Origin of the sequence: Thiemannella venezuelensis (assembly GCF_014203605.1) — a bacterium.
GTDB lineage: Bacteria > Actinomycetota > Actinomycetes > Streptosporangiales > Streptosporangiaceae > Planomonospora_A > Planomonospora_A venezuelensis.
This window is the reverse complement of the sequence record NZ_JACHJJ010000004.1, coordinates 233,057-259,921: the sequence shown is the minus strand read 5'-3', so window position 1 is coordinate 259,921 and position 26,865 is coordinate 233,057. Positions and strand designations below refer to the sequence as shown.

Here is a 26,865-nt window from a genome sequence, read left to right as displayed (position 1 = left end):
CGGTCTGCTCCCTCAGCATTGTTAGCGCTCACACTCCAGGGGCACCGCCATGGCATTCCCGAGCACCACCAGGGCCTTACGCGCAGCACTCCTCCCGGGTGAGTCCGGCGGCAGGACGTATGCGTCGGAGACGTTCCCGGGAGCGCCCCTGCGCTCCCGGTACGCCCCGGTGATCGACGAGATCACGATCGCGCGCTACGGCCGCCGGCCCGAACCGGAGCCGCGACCGGCCTCAGCCGTGGGCGAGGTCGGTGCGGCTGGTCTCCCTCAGCACCAGGGTGCAGACCACGGTCAGCAGGCAGAAGGCCGCGATGATCGCAGAGATGAGCGTGGTTCCGCCGCCACCGCCGGAGGCCTGGATCTGGGCGAAGAGCAGGGGTGCCAGACCGGCCCCGAGACCGGCGACCTGGTAGCCGAGCGAGGCGCCGGTGTAGCGGCTGCGGGTGGAGAACAGCTCGGTGTACAGCGCGGCGAGCGGCCCGTACATCATCGGGTGGATGACCGACTGGCCGAGCACGAGGGCGAGGGTGAGCAGGCCGACGCTGCCGGCGTCGGCGAGCGGGAAGACGAGGAAGGCGAACACGGCGGCGGCGACGGCCCCGGTGAGCACGATCGGCCGGCGGCCCACCCGGTCCGACAGGGCGGACCAGCCCAGAATGCCGATGATCGCGATCCCGGAGGAGAGCGTCAGGCCGTTGAGCACCTGCGTGCGGGTGAAACCGGACTGCACGCCGTACGAGATGAGGAAGGTCGTGAGCGTGCCCTGCAGGACGAACGGCGACAGCCCGACGCCGATGCCGAGCAGGAGCGTCCGGGGGTGGTGGCGCAGCACGTCCAGCAGCGGCGCGGAGCGGGGCGCCGGATCCCGCTGCGCGGCGGTGAAGACCGGGGTCTCCTCGACCCGCGCGCGGACGAACAGGCCGACGGCCAGCAGGACGATGCTGATCAGGAACGGGATCCGCCAGCCCCAGGCCAGGAACGACTGCTCGTCCATGACCGCGGCGCTGCCGTTGAGCGCCGCGGTGGACAGCAGCATGCCGCAGGGGGCCCCGGCGTTGGTGAAGCTGGCCCACAGTCCCCGGCGGCCGGTGGCGTGCTCGGCGGACATGAGCACCGCGCCGCCCCACTCGCCGCCGACCGCGATGCCCTGCACCACGCGGAGCAGGACGAGGGCGACCGGCGCGAGACTGCCGACCTGCTCGTACGTCGGCAGCAGGCCGATGAGGAAGCTGGCCGCGCCCATCAGGGCCATGGTCAGCACCAGCATGCGCTTACGGCCGAGCCGGTCGCCGAAGTGACCGAAGATGACGCCGCCGAGCGGCCGGGCGAGGTAGCCGGTGGCGAACGTGCCGAGACTGGCGACGGTCGCCACGAGCGGGCTCAGGTCGGAGAAGAAGACCTTGCCGAACACCACGGCGGAGGCGGTGGCGTACAGCAGGAAGTCGTAGTACTCGATGACGCTGCCGAGGAAGCTGGAGGCGACGGCGCGGCGCAGCTGGACCGGGCCGGCGGCGGTGGGCGGGGCCGACGGGTTGGACATGGCATTGGTTCCGTTCGTAGCGGGGGGATCTCCGGACGGGACGAGCCGGTCCCGGCGAGGTCGGGCGTGGCGGCGGACGTGCCGTTCCGCGGACGCCGCCGCGCCCGGCGGGGAGCGGGACACGTCATATATGGGGCATCAGATTGACTTGCGTCACAGTTTTGCCCAACGAAAGGGATCCGTCTACCCTCTGCTTGTGACTTCCGGCGAAGGAGACGACGCGTCCCCCTCCCCCTCCGCGCGCCCCCAGTCGTTGATGCTCAGCTTCCTCGGCCTCTACGTGCTCGACCGCCGCGTCGCCGTCTCCTCCGGCAGTGTCATCGAGGTGTTCGCCCGCCTCGGCGTGACCGAGGAGGCGGTGCGTTCGACGCTCACACGCATGGCCAAGCGGGGCCTGCTGACCCGTCACCGGCAGGGCCGCAAGACCTACTTCGGGCTCACCCCGCACGCCACCGCCGTCCTGGAGGACGGCCGCCGCCGCATCTGGGAGACCGGCGCGATCAACCGCGGCTGGAACGGCTCCTGGACCGTGGTCGGCTTCTCGCTGCCCGACACCCGCCGCAGCACCCGCCACGACCTGCGCTCCCGGCTCACCTGGGCCGGCTTCGGCCTCCTGCAGAGCGGTCTGTGGATCGCCCCGGGCACCAAGGACGTGACCGCCGTCGTCACCGAGCTGGGCCTGCGCGACCACGTCACCGTCCTGGCCGCCCGGGCGCTCAGGCCGACCGAGTCGGCCGACCTCGTCCACAGCGCCTTCGACACCCGGCAGATCGCCGAGCGCTACCACGCGTTCCTCGACCGCTGGGACACCCCCGGCCCGCAGCCCGCGCTCCCCGACGACCTGGCCCGCCAGTTGCTGCTCCACACCGACTGGCTGCAACTCGTCCGCCGGGACCCGCACCTGCCCGCCGAGCACCTGCCCCCGGACTGGCCCGCCATCCGGGCCGAGCAGGTCTTCCGCACCCTGACCCGCGCCTACTGGGAGCTCGCGCGCGACCTGGCCGCCGCGATCCTGGACGAGCTGCCCCTCCAGCCCTGACCCCGGGAGGGGAAGGCCGCCCTCCGGGCGGACCCCCGACCGGCCGTAAACCGGGTGCGGACCGCCGGTGCGGTGGTGTGTGATCACGGGTATGGCGATTGCGCTGGGTGGGCCGGGAGTCGACGGGCTGGGCGAGGTTGCGGGGGTGCTGCGGGAGTGGCAGCGCGACGGGGCGCCGGCGCAACTGCATCCGGGAGACCTGGGCTGGTTCTGGCGGTTCGGCGCTGAGGCGACGGCCGCGGCGGTACGGACGTGGAGCCGGGACGGCAGGATTCTCGCCGTCGGGCTGCTGGACCATCCCGCGCTGCTGCGGCTGGCGGTCGCGCCCGCCGCCCGGCGGGACGAGGAGCTGGCGCGGCGGCTGGTCGAGGACGTGACCGAGCCGGGGCGCGGCGTACTGGCCGCGGGCAAGGCGCACGTCGACGCGTCGATGTGCGAACTGATCCGAGACCTGCTGTCCGAGGGCGGATGGAACACCGACGAGCCGTGGACGCCGCTGCGCCGCGACCTCACGGATCCAGTGGAGGACCCGGGCGTGCGGATCGAGGCGATCGGGCCGGAGCAGGCGCACGTGCGGACCGCCGTACAGCGGGCGTCGTTCGACGGGTCGACGTTCACGGACGAGCGCTGGCACGCGATGGCGGCCGGATCTCCGTACGCCGACGCCCGGTGCCTGGTCGCGTACGACGCCCGGGACAACGCGGTGGCGGCGGTGACGGTGTGGTCGGCCGGTCCGGGCAGGCCCGGGCTGATCGAGCCGATGGGGGTGCACCGGGAGCATCGCGGGCGCGGCTACGGCGAGGCGATCACCATCGCCGCGGCCGCCGCGCTCCAGGAGCTGGGCTCGTCGAGCGCGACCGTCTGCACCCCGGCCTCCAATGCCGGAGCCGTCGCCGCCTACAGGTCGGCCGGCTTCCAGCGGCTCCCCGAGATCCGGGACCACTACCGGGACGCCTAGGCTGCGTCCCTTCCATCGACCGCCGAGCGTTGCCGATCAGGTTGTCGACCAGCCGTCGCACCAGGGCGGTATCGGCGTAGGCGTCCGGCAGCGGGTCGTCGACCTCCTCACCGCGCAGGGCCCGTATCAGCGGGGTGTGCTCCAGGGCCAGCGGCGTGCCGCCGGTGGATCCCGGCGGCGGGCCCGCCGCGGAGCCCACCCCGCACATCGGCGGCGGGCCGGCGTGGGTCCGGCGGATCGGCCGGGAACCGGCCCGAAGCGCCGGAGGATCAGGAAGGCACCACCATCGGTGTGCCGGCGACCGGATCGGGCACCACGACGCAGCTGAGGCCGAAGACCTTCTCGACCAGCTCGGCGGTGATCACCGCGGTCGGGGCGCCCTCGGCGACGATGGTGCCTTCCGCCATCGCGATGACGTGGTCGCAGAAGCGGCAGGCCAGGTTGAGGTCGTGCAGGACGACCACGATGGTCTTGCCGGACTCCGCGTTCAGCTTCCGCAGCAGCCGGAGGAGCTCCACCTGGTGGTTGATGTCCAGGTAGGTGGTGGGTTCGTCGAGGAGCAGCAGATCGGTGTCCTGGGCGAGCGCCATCGCCACCCAGACGCGCTGGCGCTGGCCGCCGGAGAGCTGCCGGAGCGGGCGGTCGACCAGGTCGGCGGTCCCGGTGGCCTCGAGGGCGCGGGTGACAGCGTCGTCGTCGCGTTCGGTCCAGCGGCGGAACCACCCCTGGTGCGGGTAGCGACCGCGGGCGACCAGGTCGGCGACCGTGATGCCGTCGGGCGCGAGGGGGGTCTGCGGCAGCAACCCGAGTGTCTTCGCCACCTCGTGGGTGCTCATCCCGGTCAGTGCCCTGCCGTCGAGGTACACGGCACCGTGCCGGGGCTTGAGCAACCTGGCCAGGCCGCGCAGCACCGTGGACTTGCCGCACGCGTTGGCGCCCACGATCGCCGTGACCTTGCCGTCCGGGATCCGGACGTCGAGGTTGGTCACGATCGCCTGGTCGTCGTATCCGAGGGTCACGCCCTCGGCCCGCAGTCGGGTCATCCGCCCGCTCCTTGCCGGTTGGTGGTGGCCAGCAGCCACAGCAGGTAGGGCGCGCCGACCGCGCCGGTCACCACGCCGGTGGGCAGCGGCGTGGGCAGCAGGTGGACGGCGACGAGGTCGGCGGTGAGCAGCAACGCGGCACCGACCAGCGCGGCCGGGATGATCCCGCCCGTGGCGGGGCCGAGCAGGCGGTTGGCGATCGGTCCGGCGATGAGGGCGACGAAGACGACGGGGCCGGCCACGGCGACGGCCAGGGCCGTCAGCACCACCGCCGTGGCGAGGAGGCCGGCGCGGCCGAGCTCGGTGCGGACGCCCAGCGCCCGGGCGGTGTCGTCACCGAGTTCGAGCGCCCGCAGCTGCCGCTGCAGGAGGACCGCGGTGGGCAGGAGGAGGAGCACGGCGCCGACGAGGAGCCGCAGTTCGTCGGCGTCGGCCTGCCCGACGGAGCCGGTCAGCCAGTGCATCGCCTGCCGGGCGTCGGACAGCCGGGCCCGGGTCAGCATGTAGCCGATCAGCCCGTCGAAGAAGAGCGTGACGCCGATGCCGATGAGGATGAACCGGTAGCCGGCCACGCCGTCGCGCCAGGCGAGCGCGTACATCAGCAGGGCGGCGGCGACGGCCCCGGCGAGCGCGAGCGCGCTCACGGCCAGTCCGCTGACCTGGAGGAGCACGATCCCGGTGATGGCGGCGAGCCCGGCACCGGAGTTGATCCCGACGAAGTCAGGGGATGCGAGAGGATTGCGCAGCAGCTGCTGGAAGATCGTCCCGGCTGCGCCGAGGGCGAGGCCGACGGCCAGCGCGGATGCCGCGGTGGGCAGCCGCAGCCCCCGGACGACGAAGTCGACGCTGGGTTCGTCGCGCAGGTGGAGCACCGAGGCGACGACCTCCTCCGCGCTGAGCTGGAAGCTGCCCACCATCATGGTGAGCACGAACAGCGCGCCGACGGCCGCGGCCAGCGCGCACGCCACCGCGTACGAACGGGCGGTCCGGCGACGCCGGGTGGCGCGGAAGGCGCCGGCGGCCGCGGCCCGCGGCGCGGCGGTCGTGGTCGTGGTCGCCTTCACGGTCATGCCTCCGACAGCCGGCCGTAGCGGACGATGCCGACGAACACCGGCGCCCCGAGCACGCCGAGGACCACGCCGACCTGCAGTTCGTCGGGAGCGACCACGATCCGGCCGAGCACGTCGGCCAGCAGCAGCACGACGGGGGCCAGCAGCATGGAGTACGGCAGGATCCACCGGTAGTCCGGTCCGCAGACGAACCGCGCGACGTGCGGTACGACCAGCCCGACGAAGACGATCGGCCCGCAGGCGGCCGTGGCGGCGCCGGCGAGCACCGCGACCACCGCGAACGCCGCTACCCGGGTCCGGGTGACCTGCTGGCCGAGGCCGCGGGCCGTGTCCTCGCCGAGCGCGAGCCCGTTGAGCGCACGTCCGAACCCCAGCGAGGCGATCAGCCCGAGGAGGAGGAACGGCGCGACCCCGGTCAGGATCGGGGCGTACCGCCCGGCGAGCGACCCCACCTGCCAGAACCGCAGCTCGTTGAGCGCGTTCACGTCGGTCATCACGATCCCGGTGGTCACCGAGACCAGACCCGCGGTGACGGCAACCCCGGCCAGGGCGAGCTTGACCGGGGTGGCGCCCTCCCGTCCGAGCGACGCGATCGCGTACACCAGCACCAGGGCCGCGATCGCCCCGGCGAAGGCGAACCAGACATAGACATCCGCGCCGCGCACGTCGAGCACCGTGACGGCGAAGACCACGAAGACGGCCGCGCCGGAGTTGACGCCCATGATCCCCGTATCGGCCAGCGGGTTGCGGGTGACGCCCTGCAGGATGGCGCCGGCCACGCCGAGGGCGGCGCCCACCAGGATGCCGAGCAGGGTGCGGGGCACGCGCAGCTCCAGCGTCACCGTGCTGTCGATCGACCCGTCGGTGTCCATGCCGCCCAGGGCGCGCAGCACATCCGGCAGGCCGATCGAGCGCGAGCCCAGGGTGACGCTGAGAAAGGCGGCCAGGGCCAGCGACACGCACAGGATGACGAGTCCCGGTCCGAGGACCGAAGCCCTGCGCCCGAGGTGTGCCGAGCCGTTCATCAGCGGCGGTCAGTCGCCGATGTTCGGGTCCGCGACCTTGACCGCCGCGGTCAGCTTGTCCAGCTCGGCGGCGAAGTGGCCGTACGTGTGCAACCAGTACGCCGGCCACGCCACGACCGCCCCCGCCCTGGCCGCCTTGATCTTGAACCAGGTGGGCTGCTTCTCACCCCACTCGGCGTTGGAGGTCGGCTTGTGGTTGCGGCCGTCCCACAGGATCAGGTCGGGCTGGTACTTGTCGACGTTCTCCCAGCTCAGGTTCTCCCAGTACGGGAAGCCGGGGTCCGGGCTGTCCGGGTTGATCACCTTCAACCCCCAGCGCTGGAAGTCCAGCAGTTCGGGCGCGTACTCGGGGTTGGCCACGTACACCTTGTCGTCCGCGGGCGACATCGCGGCCACCGTGAGGCCCGGCTTGGCCGCGACCGCCTCCTTGAAGGAGGCGAGCGCCTCGTCGAAGCGCTTCTTGCTCGCGGCGATCTCCGGGGCGTCGACGTCGGCGCCCAGGCTCTCGGCCAGGTCCTCGTACCCCTTCACCAGGTCGACGATCGACCTGCCCTGGGAGACGCCCACCACCGGCGCCAGTTCGGCGAGCTTCTTGCTCTTCTCGTCGACGCCTTCCTCCAGGCCGCTGTGCGCCTTCTCCGCCGGCCACCAGTCGCCGACGATCAGGTCCGGCCGCAGGGCCGCGGCCTTCTCCACGTCGATCTTGCCCCACTCCTGGCCCAGGATCTCGATGCCGGTCAGGTCGAGATCCTTCAGGTTCGGATCGGTCTTGACCGGCTCGTCGGCGTAGACGCCGACCGGTTCGATGCCGAAGGACATCAGCGCGGCCGCCTCGCCCGCGTGCGCGATGATCCGCGCCGGAGTCCGGTCCGCCGTGACGACCTTGCCGGACCCGTCGGTGAACGACCAGGGTCCGGAGGGCGCGGCGGAGGCCGCGGAGGTGGTGCCGGAGGTGCCTGCGGAGCCGCAACCGGCGAGCACGATGCTCAGGGCGGCGAGTGCCGGGACCGGACGCCATGCACGCATGATGATCTTCCGTTCTCGCGGGGGCGAACCATCCGAAGACCACTACTTAGGCAAGGCTAACCATATTTTCGATGGATGACCAGAAGAACGGCTCGGGCTCACCGGATCCGGGAACCGGGCTCCGGGGACGGAGCCCGGTCTCGCGCGGTCCTGAAACCGGCGTTCGCCATCGAGGAGCCGGGGGTGTTCGCCGACCTGGCCGAGTTCCGGTAGCGGTTGCAGTAGGAGTCGTGGCACAGGAACGAGCCGCCGCGCAGCACCCGTGCCGTACCGCGCCGCGGGCCGCGCGGGTCCTCCTCGGGTGAGCGGGCGTAGTAGTCGGGGGCGTACCAGTCCGCGCACCACTCCCAGACGTTGCCGACCGTCTGCCGGAGCCCGTACGCGTTGGGGGCGAACGCGCGTACCGGGGCGGTGGTGAGATGGCCGTCCTCCAGGGTGTTGCGGGAGGGGAAGTCCCCCTGCCAGATGTTCACCCGCCACTCGTCCCGGGGCAGTTCGTCGCCCCACGGGTAGCGGGCGCCCTCCAGCCCGCCCCGGGAGGCGTACTCCCACTCGGCCTCGGTCGGCAGCCGCCGGCCCGCCCACGAGCAGTAGGCCGTCGCGTCGTTCCAGCTCACGTGGACCACCGGATGGTCGGGCTCGGCCTCCGACAGGACGCCGCCGGGATGCCGCCAGTCGGCCCCGCGCACCCCCACCCACCAGGGGGCGCCCGGCACCGGACGCATCACATCCTGCGGCCGGGCGCTCAGGGCGAGGTGGAAGACGGCGGAGAAGCCGTACAGCTCGGCCTCGGTCCGGTAGCCCGTCGCCTCGGCGAAGGCGGCGAAGTCGGCGGTCGTCACGCACGTGGCGTCGATCGAGAAGGGCCGCACGACCACCCGGTGGACGGGGGTCTCGCCGTCGCCGGGATTGCCGTCGCCGCGCGAATCTCCCATCAGGAACGCCCCTCCGGGCAGTTCGGCCTGCTCGGCCGCGTGCCGTCCCGCGGCCGCGAAGCGCACCGGTTCCATCGGTGCCGCCGCCGTCGCGGGCGAGCAGCAGTTCCCGCCCACGTCACACCCCCTCGGGCGCCGGCAGGCATGCCCGCGCCCCCACCCGCAGGCCCACCCGCACGGCGGTCTCACCGCGGCTCAGCGCGCCGCTCCGCCGCAGCGCGCGCGGTACCCGCCCCTCACGGGACCGGCGGACGAGTGCGTGGGCTCCGCGTGGCGTCGGCACGAGGGGAAACGTATGGTTCGCCGGTTTTCCCGTCAACGGTCCGACGGAAAGATCCGGGAGATCCGCCGGTTGACCGGCCGGAAGCCGCCGGGCGGCGGGAGCCCGCCCCCCTCATCGCAGGGACTGGGCGAAGCGGAACAGGCCGCCGGGGTCGTAGGCGGCCTTCACCTCCCGCAGCCTCGGCAGGTTGCCCCCGTAGTAGGCCTGCGCCCAGTCCTCCAGGTCGGCGTCGGGGTAGTTGGGGTAGACGGCCCCGGAGGCCCACGGCGACAGCCGCGCCCACGACCGGCGCAGCCATGCGTGCGCGTCCCGTCTGCGGCCGTCGGCGGCGCGGAATCCCACCTGGACGGACTGCTTGAGCAGGAAGCGCGGGGCGCGGTGGACGAAGGCGCTCGCGTCGGGGGCGACCCGGGCGATCGCGCCCGCCCAGGGCACGAACTCCAGGTCCCGGATCTCGCCGCGCACGCGGTCGGCGGCCAGCCGTCCCAGCAGATCCTCGATCGCCGGCCGGGGCAGGTGCCCGTCGAAGAAGCCCGACTTGTTCAGGCGGAGCCCGGGCCGCTCGCCGTACGGCAGCTCCGTGACGGCGCCCTCCCCGCCGTCGGCGTAGGCGTGGTGGCAGGCGGCCGCGGCGCCCTCCAGGCGGGTGAGCCGGACGCGGTCCAGCGGGGCGAGGTCGCCGACCAGTTTCCGGGCCCGCTCCTCCGCTCCGGCGACGATGCCGAAGAGCACGGCGTAGGGCGGTTCCTCGGGCTCGTCGCCGGAGACGACGGCGATCTCCAGGTTGACCTCGTCCGGCGCGTCGGGCGCCCAGTGCTGCCACGCGTCGACGAGATCGGCGGCGCGGTCGAAACCGCAGACCGCCTGGACGGCGGTGACCGGCACGATGGGCCGGGTGCGCAGCGTGAGTTGCGTGACGACGCCGAAGTTGCCGCCGCCGGCCCCGCGCAGCGCCCACAGCAGGTCGTCTCCCGCCTCGACGCTCCGCCCGTCGGCCAGGACCACGCGCGCCGCCAGCAGGTGGTCGGCGCCGAGCCCGTACAGGCGGCTGAACGGGCCGTATCCGCCGCCGAGCACCGCGCCGGTCACGCCGACCGTGGGGCACCAGCCGCAGGGCACCATGCGTCCGCGCGCGGCCAGGTGCCGGGCCAGCTCGCCGATCTGCACACCGGGTCCCACCCGCACGCTCTCCGCGCCGGCCTCGATCGTCTTCATCGCGCCGAGATCGACCAGCAGCCCCGTCGTGGAGGAGTGCTCGGCGAAGCTGTGGCCGCCGCCGCGCAGGGCGAACGGCAGGCCGCGGGCGCGGGCGAGCTCCAGGGCGTCCACCACGTCCGCCTCCGAGGCGCAGCAGGCCACGGCTGCGGGGAGTTCCTCGGTGAGCGTGCCGAGGAACGCCTTGCGCCTGGCCTGGTAGCCCGGCTCGTCGGGACGGATCAGGCGCGGGCCCGTCACCGGCGGGCCGCCTTCCCGGTCTGCAGCGCGTACAGCTCGGCGTAGCGTCCCCGCAGGGCCAGCAGTTCCTCGTGTGTGCCCTCCTCGGCGATGCGCCCCCGGTGCAGCAGGTAGATGCGGTCGGCGTGCCGCACGCTCGTCAGCCGGTGCGTGATGAGCAGGACGGTCCGCTCCCCCGCGATCTTCCGGAGCGTCTCGTAGACGGCGTACTCCGCCTTGGCGTCCAGCGGCGCGGTCGGCTCGTCCCAGATCAGCAGGGGCCCGTCGCGGAAGAGCCCGCGGGCCACGGCCAGGCGCTGCCACTGCCCCGCCGACAGCTCGTGGCCGCCCCTGAACTGCTTGGACAGCAGGGTCCGCCATCCGGCGGACAGGCCGGCGACGACGTCGTCGGCCGCGGCGAGCGCGGCGGCCTCGTGCAGCGCGAGGTCTCCCGGGTCCGGGCGGTCGTGGCGGCCCATGCGGACGTTGGTCCTGGCGTCGTGCGGCCAGCGGACCGGGTGCTGCGGCACCAGGACCACCCGGTCGGCCACGGTGTCCGGGTCCAGACCGGCGGTGTCGAGCCCGTCCCACCGCACGGTGCCTCCGGTGGGCCGGTAGAGCCCGGCCAGCAGTCTGGCCAGCGTGGTCTTGCCCGAACCGTTCTCGCCGACGAGCGCGATCGTCTGGCCCGCGTGGATGGTCAGGTCGATCCCCTCCAGCGCGGGGCTCCGGCCGCCCGGATAGGTGAAACCGACGCCGTGCAGGGTGATGCGCCCGGGAGAGCGCGGCGCCGCCGTACCCCCCGCGGGCCGTCTCCTGGCCTCGGCGTCGGCGAGGAAGTCGTGGTAGTCGGCGACGTACAGCGCCTGCTCGAACAGCTGGTTGGCGGCCTGGGCGAGCTGCCGCAGCGCCGCGGCCGCCACCCGGACGGCGATCACCGCGGTGCCCGCCGCGGCCGGCGCGATCCAGCCCGAGTGCAGCATCAGCCCGAGTACGGCCAGCACCCCGGCCATGGCCGCGCCGCCCGCCGCGCGGCCCGCGGTCCTGATCCGCGCCATGGACAGCCCGACCCGCGTCTCCTGCGCCTTCAGCACGTCCGCCGCCTGACGGTATTCGGCCAGCACGTACGGCTGGGCCTGGCAGGCCCGCAGCTCGCCCGCCGGTTCCCGCTCGGTGGCCAGCTCGGCCAGCATGTCCACCCGGCGGTTCAGCGTGACCATGCTCCTCATGCCCGCGTACCCGAGCCGCGCGGCCTTCAGCACCGCCCACGCCTCCGGGATCACGCTGACCGCGAGCAGCGGCACCAGCAGCGGGTGCAGGACGGCCAGCCCGGCGGCGGCCGCCGTCACCCCGCAGGCGGCGCCGAGCAGGTCGATGGTGTTGCCCGCCGAACGGTCGAGGTGGAACAGCCCGCGATCGCGTGCCCGGTGCAGGCCGTCGTAGAAGTCCACGTCGTCGAAGTCGGCGAGCTGCACGCCGAGGGCGGCGGTGAAGAGACGCTCCTCGGCCGCCCGCCGCAGCGCGGGCTCCAGCCGCGCCCTGGCCAGCTCCACCGCCGCCTGGGCCGCGCCGTACAGGGCCGCGACCGCGGCGACCAGGGCCAGGCCGGGCACCGCTGCCGACAGCCGGTCGGGAGCCGCCCCCGAGGCCAGCAGCTCCTCCAGCACCGCCGTGGTCGCCAGCAGCCCGCCGGCCGTCGCGGCGCCCGCGGCGAGCTGGAGGACGAGGATGGTGAGGGCGGGCAGGCGCCCGCTCTCCCAGATGAGCCGCAGCACCGGCGCGGTGAGCGACGGCAGCCGCCGGAGCGTGCGCCGGGGCCCGTCCGGCCGGTCCAGGTGCCAGTAGGGGGCGACGAGCCCCTCCACCTCCTCTTCCACCGGGTTCACTCCAGGTCCGGGAGCAGGACGGACGGCAGCGCGCACTCCGGGTGCATGCGCAGCAACTGGTAGGCCACCCCGCCGAGACCTGGTAGCAGACCCGGCGCGAAGGCGTCTCTGGCCAGGCCGCTGACCGGGCCGTTGACCTCCAGGCTGCCCAGGATGCGGGCGTCCAGCAGCTCCCGCTCCACCGGCGCGACCCCGGCCGCCCGTGCCTGTTCGATCGTCTCCCAGCAGCCGAGGTCGCCGTGGCAGAGCGTGTGGTTCCAGCCGATGCCGTCGGCCCAGCAGGAGGCGGCGGCGCGCGCCAGCCGGTCGCGCCACTGGACGCCGCCCTCGCGGGCCAGCCGGTCGGCGGCGACGATCCCGATCCCGCCCGCGCCGTGGCACCATGCTTTGGCGGCGAAGCCGTCGTTGCGCAGATCCAGCCAGCCGCGCTGGTCCGGGTCGTAGAGGGCGTCCTCGTAGGCGAAGGCCGCCTCGGCGAGCTCCCGCATGCCCTCGGGGCCGTCGGGGGACTCCGCCAGCCGCGCCAGGGCCCAGCCGATGCCGGTCGCGCCATGGGCCAGCCCGCCGAGCCCCTGCGGGAAACGCGGGCTGGGCCAGCAGACCCCGCCGGAGCGGCGCTCCGCCAGCCCCGCCAGGCGTACCCCGACCGATCGGGCCAGTTCGGCCCACTGCGTCTCCCCGGTCTCCCGGCTCAGCCGCAGCAGCGGGACGATCGCCCCCGCCATCCCGGAGAGCAGGTCGTAGTTGTCGTCGGCCTCGATCGACTCCGGGAGCAGTCCGGCCAGCACGCGGGCGCGTTCCAGTGCCTCCTGGCCGGCCGCGCCGAAGGCGCGCAGCAGCAGCCAGCCCCACGCCTGCGAGGCGACCCCCAGGTAGGCGCCGGGCGGCTCGGGCCGCACCCGCATGGCCTCCTGCCGCTTTTCGGCGTCGCGGTCCTCCATGCGGCGTATGGTGTGCAGGACCGCCTCCAGCAGGCCGGGCAGTTCCCCGACCGGCTCGGCCCTGCCGTCCGCGGCCTCACCGATGTAGGCGGCCAGCAGGAACGCCACGCCGTGGGCTCCGCCGTACAGGTCGGGCGAGAGCGGCTGCACGGCCCAGCCGGTGGGGTTGAGCACGGGCGTGATCCAGGTGACCGTGCCGTCCGCGCCGCGCACGGCGCCGTCCAGGACGCCGCGCATGATTCCGGCCGCCGCCGCACGCCGCCGGGGCTCCAGGCGCTCGGTACGGATCAGGCCGGGCGAGAGCCGCGTGTCCTCCGGCATCCAGCCCTCGTTGAGGTAGGCGCTGACCAGGGCCGCCTGCGCCACCCGGCGGTCCAGGCCGTGGTCGCGCGCCCGCCAGCGGGCCGCGGCGTCGGCGATCAGATCGTTCTCCGGGCCGCACCTGGTGTCGGCGGGGCCGCGCAGCATGCCGACGCGCGGGGTGGTGTCGAACATCGGGATGTCACCGTGGCACAGCTCGTCCACTTCGGCGGCGATGATGGCGGGGTCGCCGGGAGCCCCCGGCACGTTCTCCGACATCTTGGCCAGCAGCGCGGAGGCCTTCGCGCGGGCGGGCGCCTCGTCGTGCAGCGCGGCGGGATGCCAGAGCATGCGGCTCAGCTCGGCGTACGACTCGGTGGAACGCAGCACCGCACGGACCGGGCAGTCGGCGAAGGCCGCCAGCAGCGGCTCCAGCTTGCCCGACCGGTCCAGTTCGGTCAGACGGTCGTCGAGCTCGTCGAATCCGGCGATGATCACATCCCAGTAGCGGCCGAGCACCGGTTCGGGGCTGGGGTGGTTTTCCGCCGGGGGCAGTTCCACCCGCTCGGTGCCCATCCGGGGGTTGTCGGTGCCCGCGCCGAGCACCACCGGCAGCTCGACCTGCGGCTGCTGGCCGGGCAGCGCGCCCGCCCCCGACATGTCCACGCCCCGCCATCCCAGGGCCACCCCCCGTCCGGGGAGCAGCCCGGTGCGCATCACCGAGGTGTCCACCAGTTCCACCGCCAGGTCGACGGCCTGGCCGTACCCCGAGGGGCGGGCTCTGGCGTGCGGGGCGAACAGGCTCTCGCAGTCGACGACCACGGGGTGCGGTCCGGCGGCGATGAGGTTCTCGGCGTGCAGGTCGCTGCCGCCGAGCAGGCGCATGAGCGCCAGCCAGTGGCCCATGCCGCGGTAGAAGGCGCGCAGCTCTCCGGCTCCGGCGCAGTGGCGGTGCCCGATGTGCTCGGCCCAGCCGTACCCCTGCCCGGTCACGACCGCGGGCACGCGCATGGGGGAGTCGCCGAGGTGGCCGAGCAGTCCGGCGAGTTCCGCGTCCACCGCCAGCGAGCGCGGTTTGTAGACCACCCGGCCGTCCTCGCCGTGCAGCACGACGACCGTCTGCCCGCCCCGGTGGCTGTCCCCGGCGCCGAACTCGACGCGTTCGAGCGCGCCGGACGGCGCCCCCGGGAGCGCGACCAGTGCCGTGCGGTCGGCGGCGAAACGTTCGGCGAAGCGCGCGGCGGCCTCGCACCGGTTGCGGATCGCCGTCGCCAGCCTGGGCATCATGGTGGGGTACGGCACCGCCAGACCGTCCCAGAACGCCGGTTCGGCGACGCTTCGCTTCCATTCCTCCCAGCGGGCGGCGGGGTCGGGGGCGGTCAGCCGCCCGGACAGCCGGGCGGCGTTCAGCTCCAGCACCAGCACCCTGGTGATCTTGCGGCGGACGTCGTCCTCGACGGACAGCGCCGCGCCCGCCAGGATGGCACCGCGCTCGGACGGGGTGAGGCCGGTGAGCGACCCCAGCCGGGCCTCCAGGTCGGCCAGAGCCGGTCCGATCAGCGGGTCCAGCGGAGGGTCGAACTCACCGGCCATGCGTTTGGGCCCCTCTCAGCAGCACATGTAGGTTCGGGAGCCCGAGCAGGCGGTCCCGCACCGGCCGGAGTAACCCGGACCGGTCATGGTGATCTCGGACTCGACGTACATGCCGGGCAGCACCGGGCCGGCAGGGCTGTCCGCCTCGTCACCCGACCTCCAGGCGGCGATGATCTCCTCGGCCCTTTCGAGCGTGACGGTCATGCTTGCTCCCTTCTCGGACGTGGCGCCATGATCCGTCGCCGGCCCCGTGACCGGTAGCCGCCATAACTGCTCACTTGACAGGACTTGCCGGATATGGGAAAGACAGGCGTGATCACCCTTTCCGTAGTCGACGATGACCGGATGCTCATCGAGGGGCTGGCCGCCTGGCTGGCCGGTGTGCCCGACGTACGGCTGACCGCGTCGGCCGCGACCGTCGCCGAACTGCTCAGGACGGAACCGTCACCGGCCGACGTGGTCCTGCTCGACCTGCTGCTGGCCGACCGCTCCGACCCCGTGGACAACGTGCGCACGCTGGTGCGGCTGCGGCGGCGGGTGCTCGTGGTCAGCGTGGTGACCTCGGGCGGCACGGCCCGGCAGATGATCGGCGCGGGAGCGGGCGGGTACCTCACCAAGGACCACGACCTGGCGGCGCTGGTGGCGAAGATCAGGGAGGTGGCGGAGGAGGAGGTGGCCGTCTCCCCCGAGCTGGCGCTGGGCTGGCTGGCCGACCGGGACGGCGACCGGCCCGTCCTGTCCCCGCAGGAGCGGGCGGTGCTGCTCGCCTACGCCTCCGGCATGACGCTCGGCGCGGCGGCCCGCAGCGCCGGGGTGCAGCCGGGGACCGCCAAGAACTACCTGGAACGCGTCAAGGACAAGTACCGGAAGGCGGGCCGCCCCGCCTACACCAAGCTGGAGCTCGCCACCCGCGTCAGAGAGGACGGTCTGGCCACCTGAGCTCCACGCACGCCCCCTCGCCGGGAGCCGTGATGATCTCCGCGCTTCCGCCGATCTCACGCATGCGCCCGGCGACCGAGGAACGCAGCCCGTAGCCGATCCCGGCCCGGCCGGGATCGAAGCCCCTGCCGCGGTCGACCACGCGGACGGTGACCACGCCGTCCACCGCGACGGCGGTGAGCCACGCCTCCCGCTCTCCGGAGTGCCGGACCACGTTGTTGAGCGCCTCCGCGGCGGACTCCGCCATGGCCGCCGCCACACCGGCCGGCAGGTCCTCGGGAAGCGCCTCGGCGGCGTAGCGCACGCACAGCCCCAGCCCCGCCGCCCTGGACACGGCGCGGGCCAGGCCGTTGCCCAGCCCGGTCGCGGGGCCCGCGCCGTCCTGCCCGATCAGCGCCCGCACGTAGGCCGCGTCGGCCGCGCACCGCCGCCGCACCTCCTCCGTACAGTGATCCAGCCCGCCGCGGGCGATCGCGGTCAGCGTGGCCAGGACCGTGTCGTGCAGCTGCCGGTAGTGCGCCAGCCGGGTCCGCTCGGCGGCCCGCTCCGCCTCGGCCGCCAGCCGCTGCTCGGCCAGGCCGTCCAGCCGCGCGGCCTGGGCGGCCAGGTAGCGGTGGATGAAGAAGACGATGACCGCGAACCAGAGGTAGCCGTTGACCCGTACGGCCAGCTCCAGCACGGGCGGGAAGCGCCGGCCGAGGTCGTCGGCGTGCGCGATCGCGTAGACCGCGATCGGCGGCAGCAGGGCGGTGAACTGGACCGGCCGCTCGCCGACGGCGCCGATCAGCGCCCCCGTCGCCAGCAGGGCGTGCGAGGACCAGTTGCTCACGCACGTACCCGACGCGGGCAGGCACGCGCCGGTCACCCCGATCATGAAGACACAGGTGGCCAGGACGTCGATCACCACGGCCCGGGGCGTGAACCAGCCGCGCCGCGCGACCCAGTGGAACAGCGCCACGTTCCAGACCAGGGCCGACGCCAGCAGCACCGCGTTGCGGGTGCGGCCGGAGAAGAGCACCTCTCCCGCGAACAGGCTCGAGCAGGCGGGCAGCAGGTAACTGAGCCGCTGCAGCATCAGCAGCATCGCCACGAACCGGCGTACGCGCTCGCCGCTGGGCCTGGCCGCCAGGAGCAGCGGATCCCGCCAGCCGAGGAAGCCCCGTCCCGCTGCGGTCTGTCCGGCGGTGTCACGCGCGGGTGGTGGCTGCATACGGAGCGACGCCCTTCCGACGAACCGGCTTCAGAGATCCATCGAGCTCGACGCGATCCTAAGCGCGGGCCGCCGGTCCCGGCCTCCGGCACGGTTCCTGCGGTCGGATGACGCGGCCTCCCCGGTCCGGGGCATGCGGAGGTCGAGGAGGCCGCGGGACTCCTCAGTGGTCGGGGTTGTTGGTCAGCGGGATCTCGATGCTGATCTGCCGCGCCTCGGACAGGTAGACCAGGACCACCTTGCGCAGGAGCTCGTCGAAGAGCCAGTAGGTGTTGTCCGCTCCCGGGAACACCTTGAGCACGCCCTCGCGGACGGCGATGAAGGGCCCCCAGAGCGTGTCGAGGAGGCCGTCCCAGAGCGGATACCTGGGGATCTTCAGCCACTCGGCGATCCGGTCGCCGAGCAGGAAGCGCGTGAACGCGCCGAGCACGCGCTTGCTGAGGATGCCGGCGTCGATCGCCGCACCGAGGTTGAGGAGGATGTCGGCCAGCTTGACGCCTTCGGGCGTCGGGGCCAGCACCGGGTCCAGGACCTGCTCGGCCTGGGAGTCCGCCTCGTCCCACGACGCGGGGATGTACTCGTCCTTGATGCCGAGCATGTGCGCGGCCAGCTGCCACGAGTGCAGGAAGGCCGCGGACTCGGCGGCGGGGATCGGCACCTTCCACGCGGTCAGGTTCTTCATGACGGTCGTGGGCAGGCTGTGCCAGGTGACCATCATGTCCGCCTGGCTGATCGGGATCTCCTCGTCGGCGGACCTCTGCCAGTACGGGGACTTCGGCAGCAGGTGGCGCACGGCCGCGTGCACCAGCCGGGTCTTGACACAGGTCACGATCATCTCGCCGTCGGCGTCGTAGGCCTTCCGCGATCCGATGTCGTACCCGAGCTTGGCGGTCTTGGAGATGCGGTCCTTCATGTCCGCACCGCCCTGCGAGTAGTAGACCGCGCGGGCCTCCTTGGGGATGACCGTGCTCATCATGCCGCTGGCGAAGCCGTACAGCACGCCGAGGTAGAGCCCCCTCCGGTCGTTGAATCCGACCGCGGTGGCGAGCTTGCCCCTGTCGGTCCACGGGGGCAGCCGGCGGGCCCGCTCCATGAAGTCCCGCAGGTCCGCCGGGAGCCCGTCCGGCAGCGGCTGGCCGTTCTTGGTCCAGGTCCGCAGCAGCTCGTTGACCCTGGGCACGTCGCCCCGGTCGATCAGGGAGGCGACCAGCGGATCGGCCTCCTCGTCCCACACCCACCGCGGATCGGCCCCCGCGCCCGCGCCCGCGACCGAGCCGCTGGGCGACCACGTCCACACCCGCGCCTGGGCGGGCGCCGCGACGCCCAGCGCACCGAGTGCGCCCAGCGCCCCGCCCGCCTTCAGCATGTTCCGCCTGCTGAATTCGCCCATGCCTTCGTTCCTCCTTCTCGTGATCCGGGAGCACCTGACCGATACGAACATCCGACTGGTGCGGGCACCTGACCGGCACGAGCACCTGACTGGTACGGTGAAACACAAGATGAGTCTCTGTATCATTCATCACAGCACACTGTGACGGGCACCACAAGACCGGGTCGGCGACTGTGGGCGGCTGAGGCAGAATCGACTGCAGGAGGTGATCGTGGAGTCTGCGCTGTCCGCGTTCATGACGTCCTCGGACTCGGAGTCGCTGCTGGAGCGGGCGTACATCGACGCCGTCGAGCAGATCGACGACGTGGACGAGACCCGTGCGCGCATCCTCGACGCGGCGTACGAACAGTTCTGCCGGATGGGCATCCGGCGCTCCACCATGGAGGACGTGGCCCGCCGGACCGGCGTGTCGCGGATCACGGTCTACCGGCGGTTCGCCACGAAGGACGCGCTGGTCGAACACGTGGTGCGCCGGGAGTTCCGCCGGTATTTCGACCGGTTCCTCATCGACATCGAACAGGCCCGCACCGCCGCGGACCGGGTGGTCCTGGGCTTCGTGAGCTCGTTGCGCGCCATCCGGCGCAACCCGCTGATCGGCGGCCTGATCGCCGCGGAACCGGACCTGATCGTGCCCTCCATGGTCAGCGACGGAGGCCGGACCCTCGCCACGGTGCGGCGGTTCGTCGCGGGCCAGCTCCGCCGCGAGCAGCGCGCGGGCAACGTGCCGGACGACCTGGACACCGACCTCGTGGCCGAGCTGATGGTCCGGATCTCCGCCTCCTTCCTGGCGATCCCCAGCCACCTCGTCGACCTCGACGACGACGAGCAGCTGGCGGCGGTGGCCCGGCGGTTCCTCGTGCCCATGCTGGAGCGGACCGGCTCCCCGGACTGACCGCCGGGGACTCCCCCGCCGGAGGCCGCAGAGGCAGGGGTTCCGCAGGGACAGGGGTTCCGCGTACGGCGCCGGACGGCACGGGATGCCTATGATCGGACACGTGATCCGTCCGCCGGGCCTGATGGCCATCAGCGATCTCCACGTGCGGCATCCGGACAACCGCCGCCTCGTCGAGGACCTGTACCCCGGATCGAGTGGCGACTGGCTGCTCGTGGCCGGGGACGTCGGCGAGTTCGTGGCCGACGTGGCCTGGGCGCTGCGCCTGCTGAGCGAACGGTTCGCCACCGTGGTGTGGGTGCCGGGCAACCACGAGCTGTGGACCCCGGCCGACGATCCGGTGCAGTTGCGCGGCGAGGCGCGCTACCGCCACCTGGTCGGCATCTGCCGCGAACTCGGCGTGGTGACTCCGGAAGACCCCTATCCGGTCTGGGAGGGGAGCGGCGGGCCGGTGACGGTGGTGCCGATGTTCCTCCTGTACGACTACACCTTCCGCCCGGCCGGCGCGCCGACCCAGGAGGCAGCACTGGAGCGGGCCTACGACGCCGGAGTGGTCTGCGCCGACGAGTTCCTCCTGCACCCGGACCCCTATCCCAGCCGCGAGGCGTGGTGCAGGGCCAGGGTCGACGAGACGGCGGCGCGGCTCGCCGCGCGTGACCGCGACGTCCCCACCGTCCTGGTGAACCACTATCCGCTGGTCCGCGAGCCCACCCGCGTCCTGCGCCACCCCGAGTTCGCCCAGTGGTGCGGGACCGAGCTCACCGCCGACTGGCACATCAGGTACGGCGCCGCGGCCATGGTCTACGGCCACCTGCACATCCCGCGCAGCACCGTCTACGACGGCACGCGCTTCGAAGAGGTCTCCGTCGGCTACCCGCGCGAATGGAGGCCCCGGGCCGTCCGTCCCGCGCCGCGCACGATCCTTCCCGTCCAGCGGGCTCCGGAGACCACCCGGGGCGGACACCGGGCGACCTGACCGATCAGAAATCGAGAAGCACGGATCACGCGGCCGCGCCTAGTGTGGCTGCCGTCGCCTGGTCCGGCGCCTCGGCGGACACCGCCGATCGAATGCACGGCGGCCGGACCGGCGAAGGCGACCAGGCAGACCGCTCGAAGCCGATCAGATCGAGCCGGGTGACGCCGGCGGAGACCGCGAGGGCGGCCCGCCCGACAGATAGGACAGATGGGCATGACCACGAGGACGGACGCGCAGTCATCCGCGCCGCACGTCGCCGACGGGCACGATCTGATCCGCGTGCACGGCGCGCGCGGGAACAACCTCAAGGACGTCAGCATCGAGCTCCCCAAGCGCCGGCTCACGGTGTTCACCGGCGTCTCGGGCTCGGGCAAGAGCTCCCTGGTGTTCGGCACGATCGCCGCGGAGTCGCAGCGGCTGATCAACGAGACCTACAGCACCTTCGTGCAGGGCTTCATGCCCGCGCTGGCGCGGCCCGAGGTCGACGTGCTCGAAGGACTGACGACCGCGATCATCGTCGACCAGCAGCGGATGGGCGCCGACCCCCGCTCCACCGTCGGCACCGCCACCGACGCCAACGCGATGCTGCGCATCCTCTTCAGCCGGCTGGGCGAGCCGCACATCGGATCGCCCCAGGCGTTCTCCTTCAACGTCCCCTCGGTCCGGGCGAGCGGGACGATCACGGTCGAACGCGGCGCCGGAAAGACCGTGGGGCAGAACTTCACCCTCACCGGCGGCATGTGCACACGCTGCGAGGGCCGGGGATCGGTCTCCGACATCGACCTCACCCAGCTCTTCGACGACTCCAAGTCGATCTCCGAGGGCGCGTTCACCATTCCCGGCTGGAAGTCGGACAGCTGGTGGACCGTGCGGACCTACGCCGAGTCGGGTTTCCTCGACCCGGACAAGCCGATCCGCGACTACACCGAGCAGGAGATGCAGGACTTCCTCTACCGGGAGCCGACCAAGGTGAAGGTCGAGGGCGTGAACCTCACCTTCGAGGGCCTGATCCCCAAGATCCAGAAGTCGTTCCTGTCCAAGGACCGGGAGGCGATGCAGCCGCACATCCGGGCGTTCGTGGACCGGGCGGCCACCTTCACCGCCTGTCCCGAGTGCGGCGGCACCCGGCTCAGCGAGGCGGCCCGGTCGTCGAGGATCAAGGATGTCAACATCGCCGACGCGTGCGCGATGCAGATCAGCGACCTGGCCGCGTGGGTCGGCGGGCTCGACGAGCCGTCGGTGGCGCCGCTGCTGGCCTCGCTGCGGCAGACGCTCGACTCGTTCGTGGAGATCGGGCTGGGTTACCTCTCGCTGGACCGGCCCTCGGGCACGCTGTCGGGCGGCGAGGCGCAGCGCGTCAAGATGATCCGCCACCTCGGCTCCTCGCTCACCGACGTCACCTACGTCTTCGACGAACCCACCGTCGGCCTGCACCCCCATGACGTCCAGCGGATGAACGGCCTGCTGCTGCGGCTGCGGAACAAGGGCAACACGGTGCTCGTCGTGGAGCACAAGCCGGAGACGATCGCGATCGCCGACCACGTCGTCGACCTCGGTCCCGGCGCCGGTACGGCGGGCGGCACCGTCTGCTACGAGGGCACCGTCGAGGGACTGCGGGCCGGCGGCACCGTCACCGGCCGCCACCTCGACGACCGGGCCTCCCTCAAGGAGGCGGTGCGGACGCCCACCGGCAGGCTGGAGATCCGCGGCGCCGGCCGCCACAACCTCCAGGCCGTCGACGTCGACGTCCCGCTCGGGGTGCTCGTCGTCGTCACCGGCGTCGCCGGCTCCGGCAAGAGCTCGCTCGTGCACGGGTCGATCCCCGCCGGCGCGGGCGTGGTCTCGATCGACCAGGGCGCGATCCGCGGCTCGCGGCGGAGCAACCCGGCGACGTACACCGGGATGCTCGACCCGATCCGCAAGGCGTTCGCGAAGGCGAACGGCGTGAAGCCGGCGCTGTTCAGCGCCAACTCCGAGGGCGCCTGCCCCAACTGCAACGGCGCCGGCGTCGTCTACACCGACCTGGCGATAATGGCCGGCGTCGCCACCACCTGCGAGGAGTGCGAGGGGAAGCGGTTCCAGGCATCGGTGCTGGACCACCGCCTCGGCGGCCGCGACATCAGCCAGGTGCTCGCGATGTCGGTGAGCGAGGCCGAGGAGTTCTTCGGCGCCGGCGAGGCGCGCACGCCGGCCGCGCACGCCGTCCTCGGCCGGCTCGCCGACGTCGGGCTCGGCTACCTCAGCCTCGGCCAGCCGCTCACCACGCTGTCCGGCGGCGAGCGGCAGCGGCTCAAGCTGGCCGTCCACATGGCCGAGAAGGGCGGCGTCTACGTCCTCGACGAGCCGACCTCCGGTCTCCACCTCGCCGACGTCGAGCACCTGCTCGGCCTGCTCGACCGGCTCGTCGACTCCGGGAAGTCGGTCATCGTCGTCGAGCACCACCAGGCGGTCATGGCGCACGCCGACTGGATCATCGATCTCGGCCCCGGCGCCGGCCACGACGGGGGCCGGATCGTCTTCGAGGGCACCCCCGCCGATCTCGTCGCCGCCCGCTCCACCCTCACCGGTGAGCACCTCGCGGCCTACGTCGGCGCCTGACGGGGCCCCGCGGACACCGGGACGGTCTCCCTCCGGCGGCGCTCCACCCGGCGCCGCCGGTCCCCGGCCGGCTCCCGGGAGGGGCCGCCGGACGGGAGCTCCGCCCTCCTCGCGTCCACAGAGGGAGACAACGCCCTCTACCACCGCGGAATCACTGGTAGAAAGGGCGCATGCCCACTCTGCCCCCAGCGATGAGCACGCCGTTCAGCCCCGGCTACGACCGCCGCCTGTCCGTGTCCCTGGTCCAGCACGGCGCCGTGATGGTCGCCCACGTCACCGGCGAGCTCGACCCCAGCACCGTGCCCGTCCTGCGCGAGCACCTGGAGCCGCTGTGGCGGCGCGACGACCTGACCGCGGTGGTGCTGGATGCGGCCGGGCTGACGTTCTGCGACTCCGTGGGGGTCAGCGCGCTCATCGGTGCCCTGAAGCAGTGCCAGGCCGCAGGCAAACACCTGCTGCTCAGCGCCGTGCACGGCACCCTGGCCCGCTTCCTGACGATCACCGGCCTGCGCCGGGCGTTCGAGATTCACGACAGCGCCGCCGAGGCGGTGCAGGCCGCGTCCCGCACCGCGGGCGAGGCGTAGCCCGGCCGCCGCTCCGCCCCCGCGCGGGCGGCCGCCGGGAAAGCGCCTCCGGAGTCCCTGCGGCCACGCTCACCTGCGGCCGTACACGAACGCGCCTTTCTTGGTGACCGTCGTCGGCGTGCGCACCCGGGCGGCCGCCGACGCCGCCGCCCCGGGCGTGACGAATCGGGCGATCAGGTAGTCGCGGACCGCGCGCTCGTCGGGCAGAGTGATCAGCGGCGCGTCCCACCACTCGACCTCGACCCGGCCGAAGACCCGCGCCACCAGCCGGGGCGCGTCCTCGGCGTCGAAGCTCGACGGCTCCGGCCGCCAGACGTGCGCCAGTTCGGGGGAGTCGAAGCGGCTGGGCGAGGCGGTGACGAACATCCCGCCCGGGGCCAGCACGCGGTGGGCCTCACCGATGGCGGCGACCGGATCGCCGAGGTGGTAGAGCACGTTCACCGCCACGGCCGCGTCGAAGACCCCGTCCGGGAACGGCAGCGCGGTCGCCTCCGCCCGCACCACCGGCCGCGGGTGCCGGGCCAGCATCGTCGCCGAGGCGTCCAGCCCGACCACGCGCGGCCGGGCCGGCACCGGCAGCGCCGTACGCGGTTCCGTGTGCAGCGCCGTGTGCAGCGCCGTGTGCAGCGCCGTGTGCAGCGCCGTGTGCAGCGCCCCCTCGCCGCATCCGATGTCGAGGACGAGGCCGGCTCCCGCGCCGGTCAGCACCTCGGCGACGTGTTCGTGCTGGCCGCGCCCCCCGCTCAGGTACCGTTCGGTCACCCTGGTCGCGAGACGGAACCGCTCGGGGTCGGCGTCGTAGTCGCGCGGTGTGGCCACCGGTTCATTCTGCCCGCCCGGCGGCGGAGGGGACCGCCGGAGCGGTGGCGCCGCGGGCCGAGGGCTGGTCCTACTCCTCCACCGGCGCCGTGCTGTCCGCCCTGTTCGCGGAGGAGGTGACCGGCCAGGACATCGGCCGGCTGATCACCCGGCGCATCATCAAACCGCTCAAGCTGACAGGAACCTACCGGCCCGACGCCACCGACGACGGCCGCCGCGTCACCTTGGCCGCCAACCAGCATCCGAGCGAGGCCAAGGCCTTCCAGCCGGCGGTGGTGCCCCAGCTGCTGTGCGCCTTGCGGTAGGCCGGGTCCGCCGCGGTCCTCGGCACCTCACGTGGTCGCGGCCGAGCGCCGCCTCAGCACGGTCAGGGCCCACTCCCCCCACGACCGGTTCTCCCGCTCGAAGGCCAGGCCGCGCATCAGGGTCAGGTAGGGCCCGACGCGCTCGGAGTGCGCCAGGTACTCCTCCTCGCTGCGGCCGTCCAGCAACCGGAGGCGCAGCCGCTCGTATCGGGCGATCTTGGCCTGGGCCCAGACCATGCGCTCCTCGATGGCCGCTCGCACGGCCTCGGCGTCACCGACGTCGACGGCCTGGACCTTGACCATCAGCTCGTCACGGATCGCACCCGGTCGCAGCGGCGCGGCGGTGAACTCGCGCAGCGCGCGGCGCCCGGCCTCGGTCAGGGAGAACACCCGCTTGTTCGGGCGGCGCTCCTGCCGGACGACCTGTGCCCGGACCAGGCCCTCGGACTCCATCCTGTCCAGCTCCCGGTAGAGCTGCTGGGGCGTGGCCATCCAGAAGTTGGCCACCGACGCGTCGAATCCCTTGGCCAGGTCGTATCCGGATGCGTCGCCCTCCAGGAGCGCGGCCATGACCGCGTGGCGCAACGACATCCGCTCAAGATATCACCGAGCCGGCCACCTGCTTTTTTCTCTGGCCGGCGGAGTGGGCACCGGCCTCTGGACAGCTCCCGGCACGAGAGATAGCGTCTGGCATGAATAATCAACAATTTGAGTAAGGATGGGCATGCATCCGTTCCGCCAGGCCGTCGAGGCCCGCGACGCCGCGGCGATCGAGGCGCTGCTCGCCGACGACGTCGTGTTCACCAGCCCGGTCGCGTACAGGCCGTACCCCGGCAAGGCCATGACGGCGGCGATCCTGCGCGGCGTCATGAGGGTGTTCGAGGACTTCCGCTACACCCGGGAGATCGCCGGCGCCGACGGGCGCGACCACGTGCTCATGTTCCAGGCGACGGTGAACGGCAGGCAGGTCCACGGCTGCGACGTCCTGCACGTCGGCGACGACGGCCTCATCGACGACCTCACGGTCATGGTCCGGCCGCTGTCGGGAGCCAACGCGCTGGCCGAGGCGATGGGCGCCCAGTTCGAGCGGATCCGGCGCGAGGCGGCGGACGCGGTCCCGCCGTCGCCGCCGGCCTCGTGACGGCCCCCGCCGGCGCCCCCGGGCCGGCGGGGCCGTGCTCCCGTGCTCAGCCGGAGGCGGGTAGGGCGGCGCGCACCGCCGCGAGGCAGCGCTCCACCACCGGCCGCGGCTCGAACGCGTAGCCGCCGTCGCCGAACAGCTCGAAGGTCATGGCGCCCCGGTAGCCGCGGCGGTCCAGGGCGGCGAGGTAGTCGCCCAGCGGCAGCTCCCCGTCGCCCCACGCCAGGTGCCCGGTGGGCCGCCCGTCGATCAGGTGCACGTGGCGGATCCGGTCGCCCAGCGTGTCGAAGTAGTCGTCGATGCTCTCCCCCGCCGCCGCCATGCCCACGGTGTCGAGCACGGCGCCGAGGTTCGGCGCGCCCACCTCGTCGAGCATCGCCGCGAGCGTGCGGGAGTCGTTGACCAGGTTCGACTCCACCCGCTGCAGCGGTTCGAGCACGCATGCCACACCGAGCGCGGCGGCGTGCGCGGCGATCTCGCCGACGGCGTCCACGGAGCGCCGCCAGGCCGCCTCCACCGGTTCGTCCTCGAAGCCGCGCCCCGGGGTCAGCAGCAGCAGCGGCGCCCCGAGCTCGGCGCACAGCTCGGCGGCGCGGCGGAACACGGCTACGCTCGACGCGCGCAGCCAGGTGACCGGCGAGGCGATGTTGACCGGGTACATCACCTGCTCGGGGGTGAGGCACCGTACGGTGAGGCCGCGCGACTCGACGCGGCGCCGTACGGCCCGCGCCTCGGCGTCGCTCAGCTGCGGGACGTGGAGCTGCGGCGCGATGCCCCACAGCTCCACCTGCTCGCGGCCCAGGGCGGCGGCGTCGTCGAGGAAGCGGTCGAACGGCAGGTGCTGGTAGGCGAAGTTCGACGCGGTGATCTGCTGCATGGAGAGGGTCATCGGGCCTCCTGGGATGCGCGGCGGGCTCCTGCCGGTTCCCAACCCGGAC

General features: G+C 73.1%; 24 protein-coding genes. 9 read left to right on the top strand and 15 right to left on the bottom strand.

Features of this window, described 5'->3' with window-relative positions:
• Positions 1-232: 232 nt before the first annotated feature.
• On the bottom strand, positions 233-1,540 hold the full coding sequence (locus tag FHS22_RS08845) for an MFS transporter (RefSeq protein ID WP_184940017.1): 1,308 nt from the start codon (positions 1,538-1,540) through the stop codon (positions 233-235).
• Positions 1,541-1,736: 196 nt separating this feature from the next.
• Between FHS22_RS08845 and FHS22_RS08840 the strand changes: the two genes are divergently transcribed.
• Both FHS22_RS08840 and FHS22_RS08835 read left to right on the top strand, forming a co-directional pair.
• Entirely contained in the window at positions 1,737-2,579 is an 843-nt protein-coding gene (locus FHS22_RS08840; protein ID WP_338047665.1) for a PaaX family transcriptional regulator, read from the top strand.
• Between the two features lie 91 nt (positions 2,580-2,670).
• The gene (locus FHS22_RS08835; RefSeq protein WP_184940014.1) at positions 2,671-3,537 is read left to right on the top strand and encodes a GNAT family N-acetyltransferase; all 867 of its coding nucleotides are present in this window, start codon (positions 2,671-2,673) and stop codon (positions 3,535-3,537) included.
• A 269-nt stretch (positions 3,538-3,806) separates the two neighbouring features.
• On the opposite strand, the gene FHS22_RS08830 is transcribed toward FHS22_RS08835, so the two are convergent.
• From FHS22_RS08830 to FHS22_RS08790, 9 genes are all read right to left on the bottom strand, one after another.
• On the bottom strand, positions 3,807-4,580 hold the full coding sequence (locus FHS22_RS08830) for an ABC transporter ATP-binding protein (protein ID WP_184940013.1): 774 nt from the start codon (positions 4,578-4,580) through the stop codon (positions 3,807-3,809).
• On the bottom strand, positions 4,577-5,650 hold the full coding sequence (locus FHS22_RS08825; protein WP_184940012.1) for a FecCD family ABC transporter permease: 1,074 nt from the start codon (positions 5,648-5,650) through the stop codon (positions 4,577-4,579). Before FHS22_RS08825 ends, FHS22_RS08830 begins: the two co-directional genes overlap by 4 nt.
• Positions 5,647-6,675: a FecCD family ABC transporter permease gene (locus tag FHS22_RS08820; RefSeq protein WP_184940010.1), complete on the bottom strand. Its 1,029-nt coding sequence runs from the start codon at positions 6,673-6,675 to the stop codon at positions 5,647-5,649. The genes FHS22_RS08825 and FHS22_RS08820 overlap by 4 nt, the downstream gene beginning before the upstream one ends.
• Before the next feature lie 9 nt (positions 6,676-6,684).
• Positions 6,685-7,701, bottom strand: a complete 1,017-nt coding sequence (locus FHS22_RS08815; protein ID WP_184940009.1) for an ABC transporter substrate-binding protein — start codon at positions 7,699-7,701, stop codon at positions 6,685-6,687.
• Between the two features lie 98 nt (positions 7,702-7,799).
• Positions 7,800-8,711 (bottom strand): formylglycine-generating enzyme family protein, encoded by a 912-nt coding sequence (locus FHS22_RS08810; RefSeq protein WP_184940007.1) that lies wholly within the window; start codon positions 8,709-8,711, stop codon positions 7,800-7,802.
• Positions 8,712-9,030: 319 nt separating this feature from the next.
• Entirely contained in the window at positions 9,031-10,374 is a 1,344-nt protein-coding gene (locus FHS22_RS08805) for an FAD-binding oxidoreductase (protein ID WP_184940005.1), read from the bottom strand.
• Positions 10,371-12,230, bottom strand: coding sequence for an ATP-binding cassette domain-containing protein (locus tag FHS22_RS39175; RefSeq protein WP_221473401.1), 1,860 nt, complete (start codon positions 12,228-12,230; stop codon positions 10,371-10,373). The genes FHS22_RS08805 and FHS22_RS39175 overlap by 4 nt, the downstream gene beginning before the upstream one ends.
• Before the next feature lie 5 nt (positions 12,231-12,235).
• A complete protein-coding gene (locus FHS22_RS08795) occupies positions 12,236-15,073 on the bottom strand; it encodes a type 2 lanthipeptide synthetase LanM family protein (RefSeq protein ID WP_184940001.1) in 2,838 nt (945 codons plus the stop codon).
• Positions 15,074-15,088: 15 nt separating this feature from the next.
• A complete protein-coding gene (locus FHS22_RS08790; protein ID WP_184940000.1) occupies positions 15,089-15,277 on the bottom strand; it encodes a DUF6229 family protein in 189 nt (62 codons plus the stop codon).
• 93 nt (positions 15,278-15,370) lie between these two features.
• On the opposite strand from FHS22_RS08790, the gene FHS22_RS08785 reads away from it, so the two are divergent.
• A complete protein-coding gene (locus tag FHS22_RS08785; RefSeq protein WP_275955144.1) occupies positions 15,371-16,012 on the top strand; it encodes a helix-turn-helix transcriptional regulator in 642 nt (213 codons plus the stop codon).
• Here FHS22_RS08785 and FHS22_RS08780 read toward each other — a convergent pair.
• Together FHS22_RS08780 and FHS22_RS08775 are read right to left on the bottom strand one after the other, a co-directional pair.
• The gene (locus tag FHS22_RS08780) at positions 15,987-17,222 is read right to left on the bottom strand and encodes an ATP-binding protein (protein WP_184939997.1); all 1,236 of its coding nucleotides are present in this window, start codon (positions 17,220-17,222) and stop codon (positions 15,987-15,989) included. The genes FHS22_RS08785 and FHS22_RS08780 overlap by 26 nt on opposite strands.
• Before the next feature lie 163 nt (positions 17,223-17,385).
• Positions 17,386-18,612, bottom strand: coding sequence for an oxygenase MpaB family protein (locus tag FHS22_RS08775; protein WP_184939995.1), 1,227 nt, complete (start codon positions 18,610-18,612; stop codon positions 17,386-17,388).
• Between the two features lie 235 nt (positions 18,613-18,847).
• Between FHS22_RS08775 and FHS22_RS08770 the strand changes: the two genes are divergently transcribed.
• The 4 genes from FHS22_RS08770 to FHS22_RS08755 all read left to right on the top strand — a co-directional run bounded on the left by FHS22_RS08770 (position 18,848) and on the right by FHS22_RS08755 (position 23,662).
• Entirely contained in the window at positions 18,848-19,504 is a 657-nt protein-coding gene (locus FHS22_RS08770) for a TetR/AcrR family transcriptional regulator (RefSeq protein ID WP_184940243.1), read from the top strand.
• Between the two features lie 124 nt (positions 19,505-19,628).
• Positions 19,629-20,480, top strand: coding sequence for a metallophosphoesterase family protein (locus FHS22_RS08765; RefSeq protein ID WP_184940241.1), 852 nt, complete (start codon positions 19,629-19,631; stop codon positions 20,478-20,480).
• A gap of 207 nt (positions 20,481-20,687) precedes the next feature.
• The gene (locus tag FHS22_RS08760; RefSeq protein ID WP_184939993.1) at positions 20,688-23,078 is read left to right on the top strand and encodes an ATP-binding cassette domain-containing protein; all 2,391 of its coding nucleotides are present in this window, start codon (positions 20,688-20,690) and stop codon (positions 23,076-23,078) included.
• A 170-nt stretch (positions 23,079-23,248) separates the two neighbouring features.
• Positions 23,249-23,662, top strand: a complete 414-nt coding sequence (locus tag FHS22_RS08755; protein WP_184939991.1) for an anti-sigma factor antagonist — start codon at positions 23,249-23,251, stop codon at positions 23,660-23,662.
• Between the two features lie 69 nt (positions 23,663-23,731).
• On the opposite strand, the gene FHS22_RS08750 is transcribed toward FHS22_RS08755, so the two are convergent.
• The gene (locus FHS22_RS08750) at positions 23,732-24,481 is read right to left on the bottom strand and encodes a class I SAM-dependent methyltransferase (protein WP_184939990.1); all 750 of its coding nucleotides are present in this window, start codon (positions 24,479-24,481) and stop codon (positions 23,732-23,734) included.
• 44 nt (positions 24,482-24,525) lie between these two features.
• Here FHS22_RS08750 and FHS22_RS08745 point away from each other — a divergent pair, with 44 nt between their 5' ends.
• The gene (locus tag FHS22_RS08745; protein ID WP_184939988.1) at positions 24,526-24,786 is read left to right on the top strand and encodes a serine hydrolase; all 261 of its coding nucleotides are present in this window, start codon (positions 24,526-24,528) and stop codon (positions 24,784-24,786) included.
• A gap of 27 nt (positions 24,787-24,813) precedes the next feature.
• On the opposite strand, the gene FHS22_RS08740 is transcribed toward FHS22_RS08745, so the two are convergent.
• On the bottom strand, positions 24,814-25,377 hold the full coding sequence (locus FHS22_RS08740; RefSeq protein WP_184939987.1) for a PadR family transcriptional regulator: 564 nt from the start codon (positions 25,375-25,377) through the stop codon (positions 24,814-24,816).
• A gap of 133 nt (positions 25,378-25,510) precedes the next feature.
• Between FHS22_RS08740 and FHS22_RS08735 the strand changes: the two genes are divergently transcribed.
• Positions 25,511-25,927 carry a nuclear transport factor 2 family protein gene (locus FHS22_RS08735; RefSeq protein WP_184939985.1) on the top strand — a complete coding sequence of 139 codons (417 nt, stop codon included), beginning with the start codon at positions 25,511-25,513 and terminating at the stop codon, positions 25,925-25,927.
• Positions 25,928-25,973: 46 nt separating this feature from the next.
• Here the strand turns inward: FHS22_RS08735 and FHS22_RS08730 are convergent, their stop codons facing one another.
• A complete protein-coding gene (locus FHS22_RS08730; protein WP_184939984.1) occupies positions 25,974-26,816 on the bottom strand; it encodes a sugar phosphate isomerase/epimerase family protein in 843 nt (280 codons plus the stop codon).
• Between the last annotated feature and the right edge of the window lie 49 nt (positions 26,817-26,865).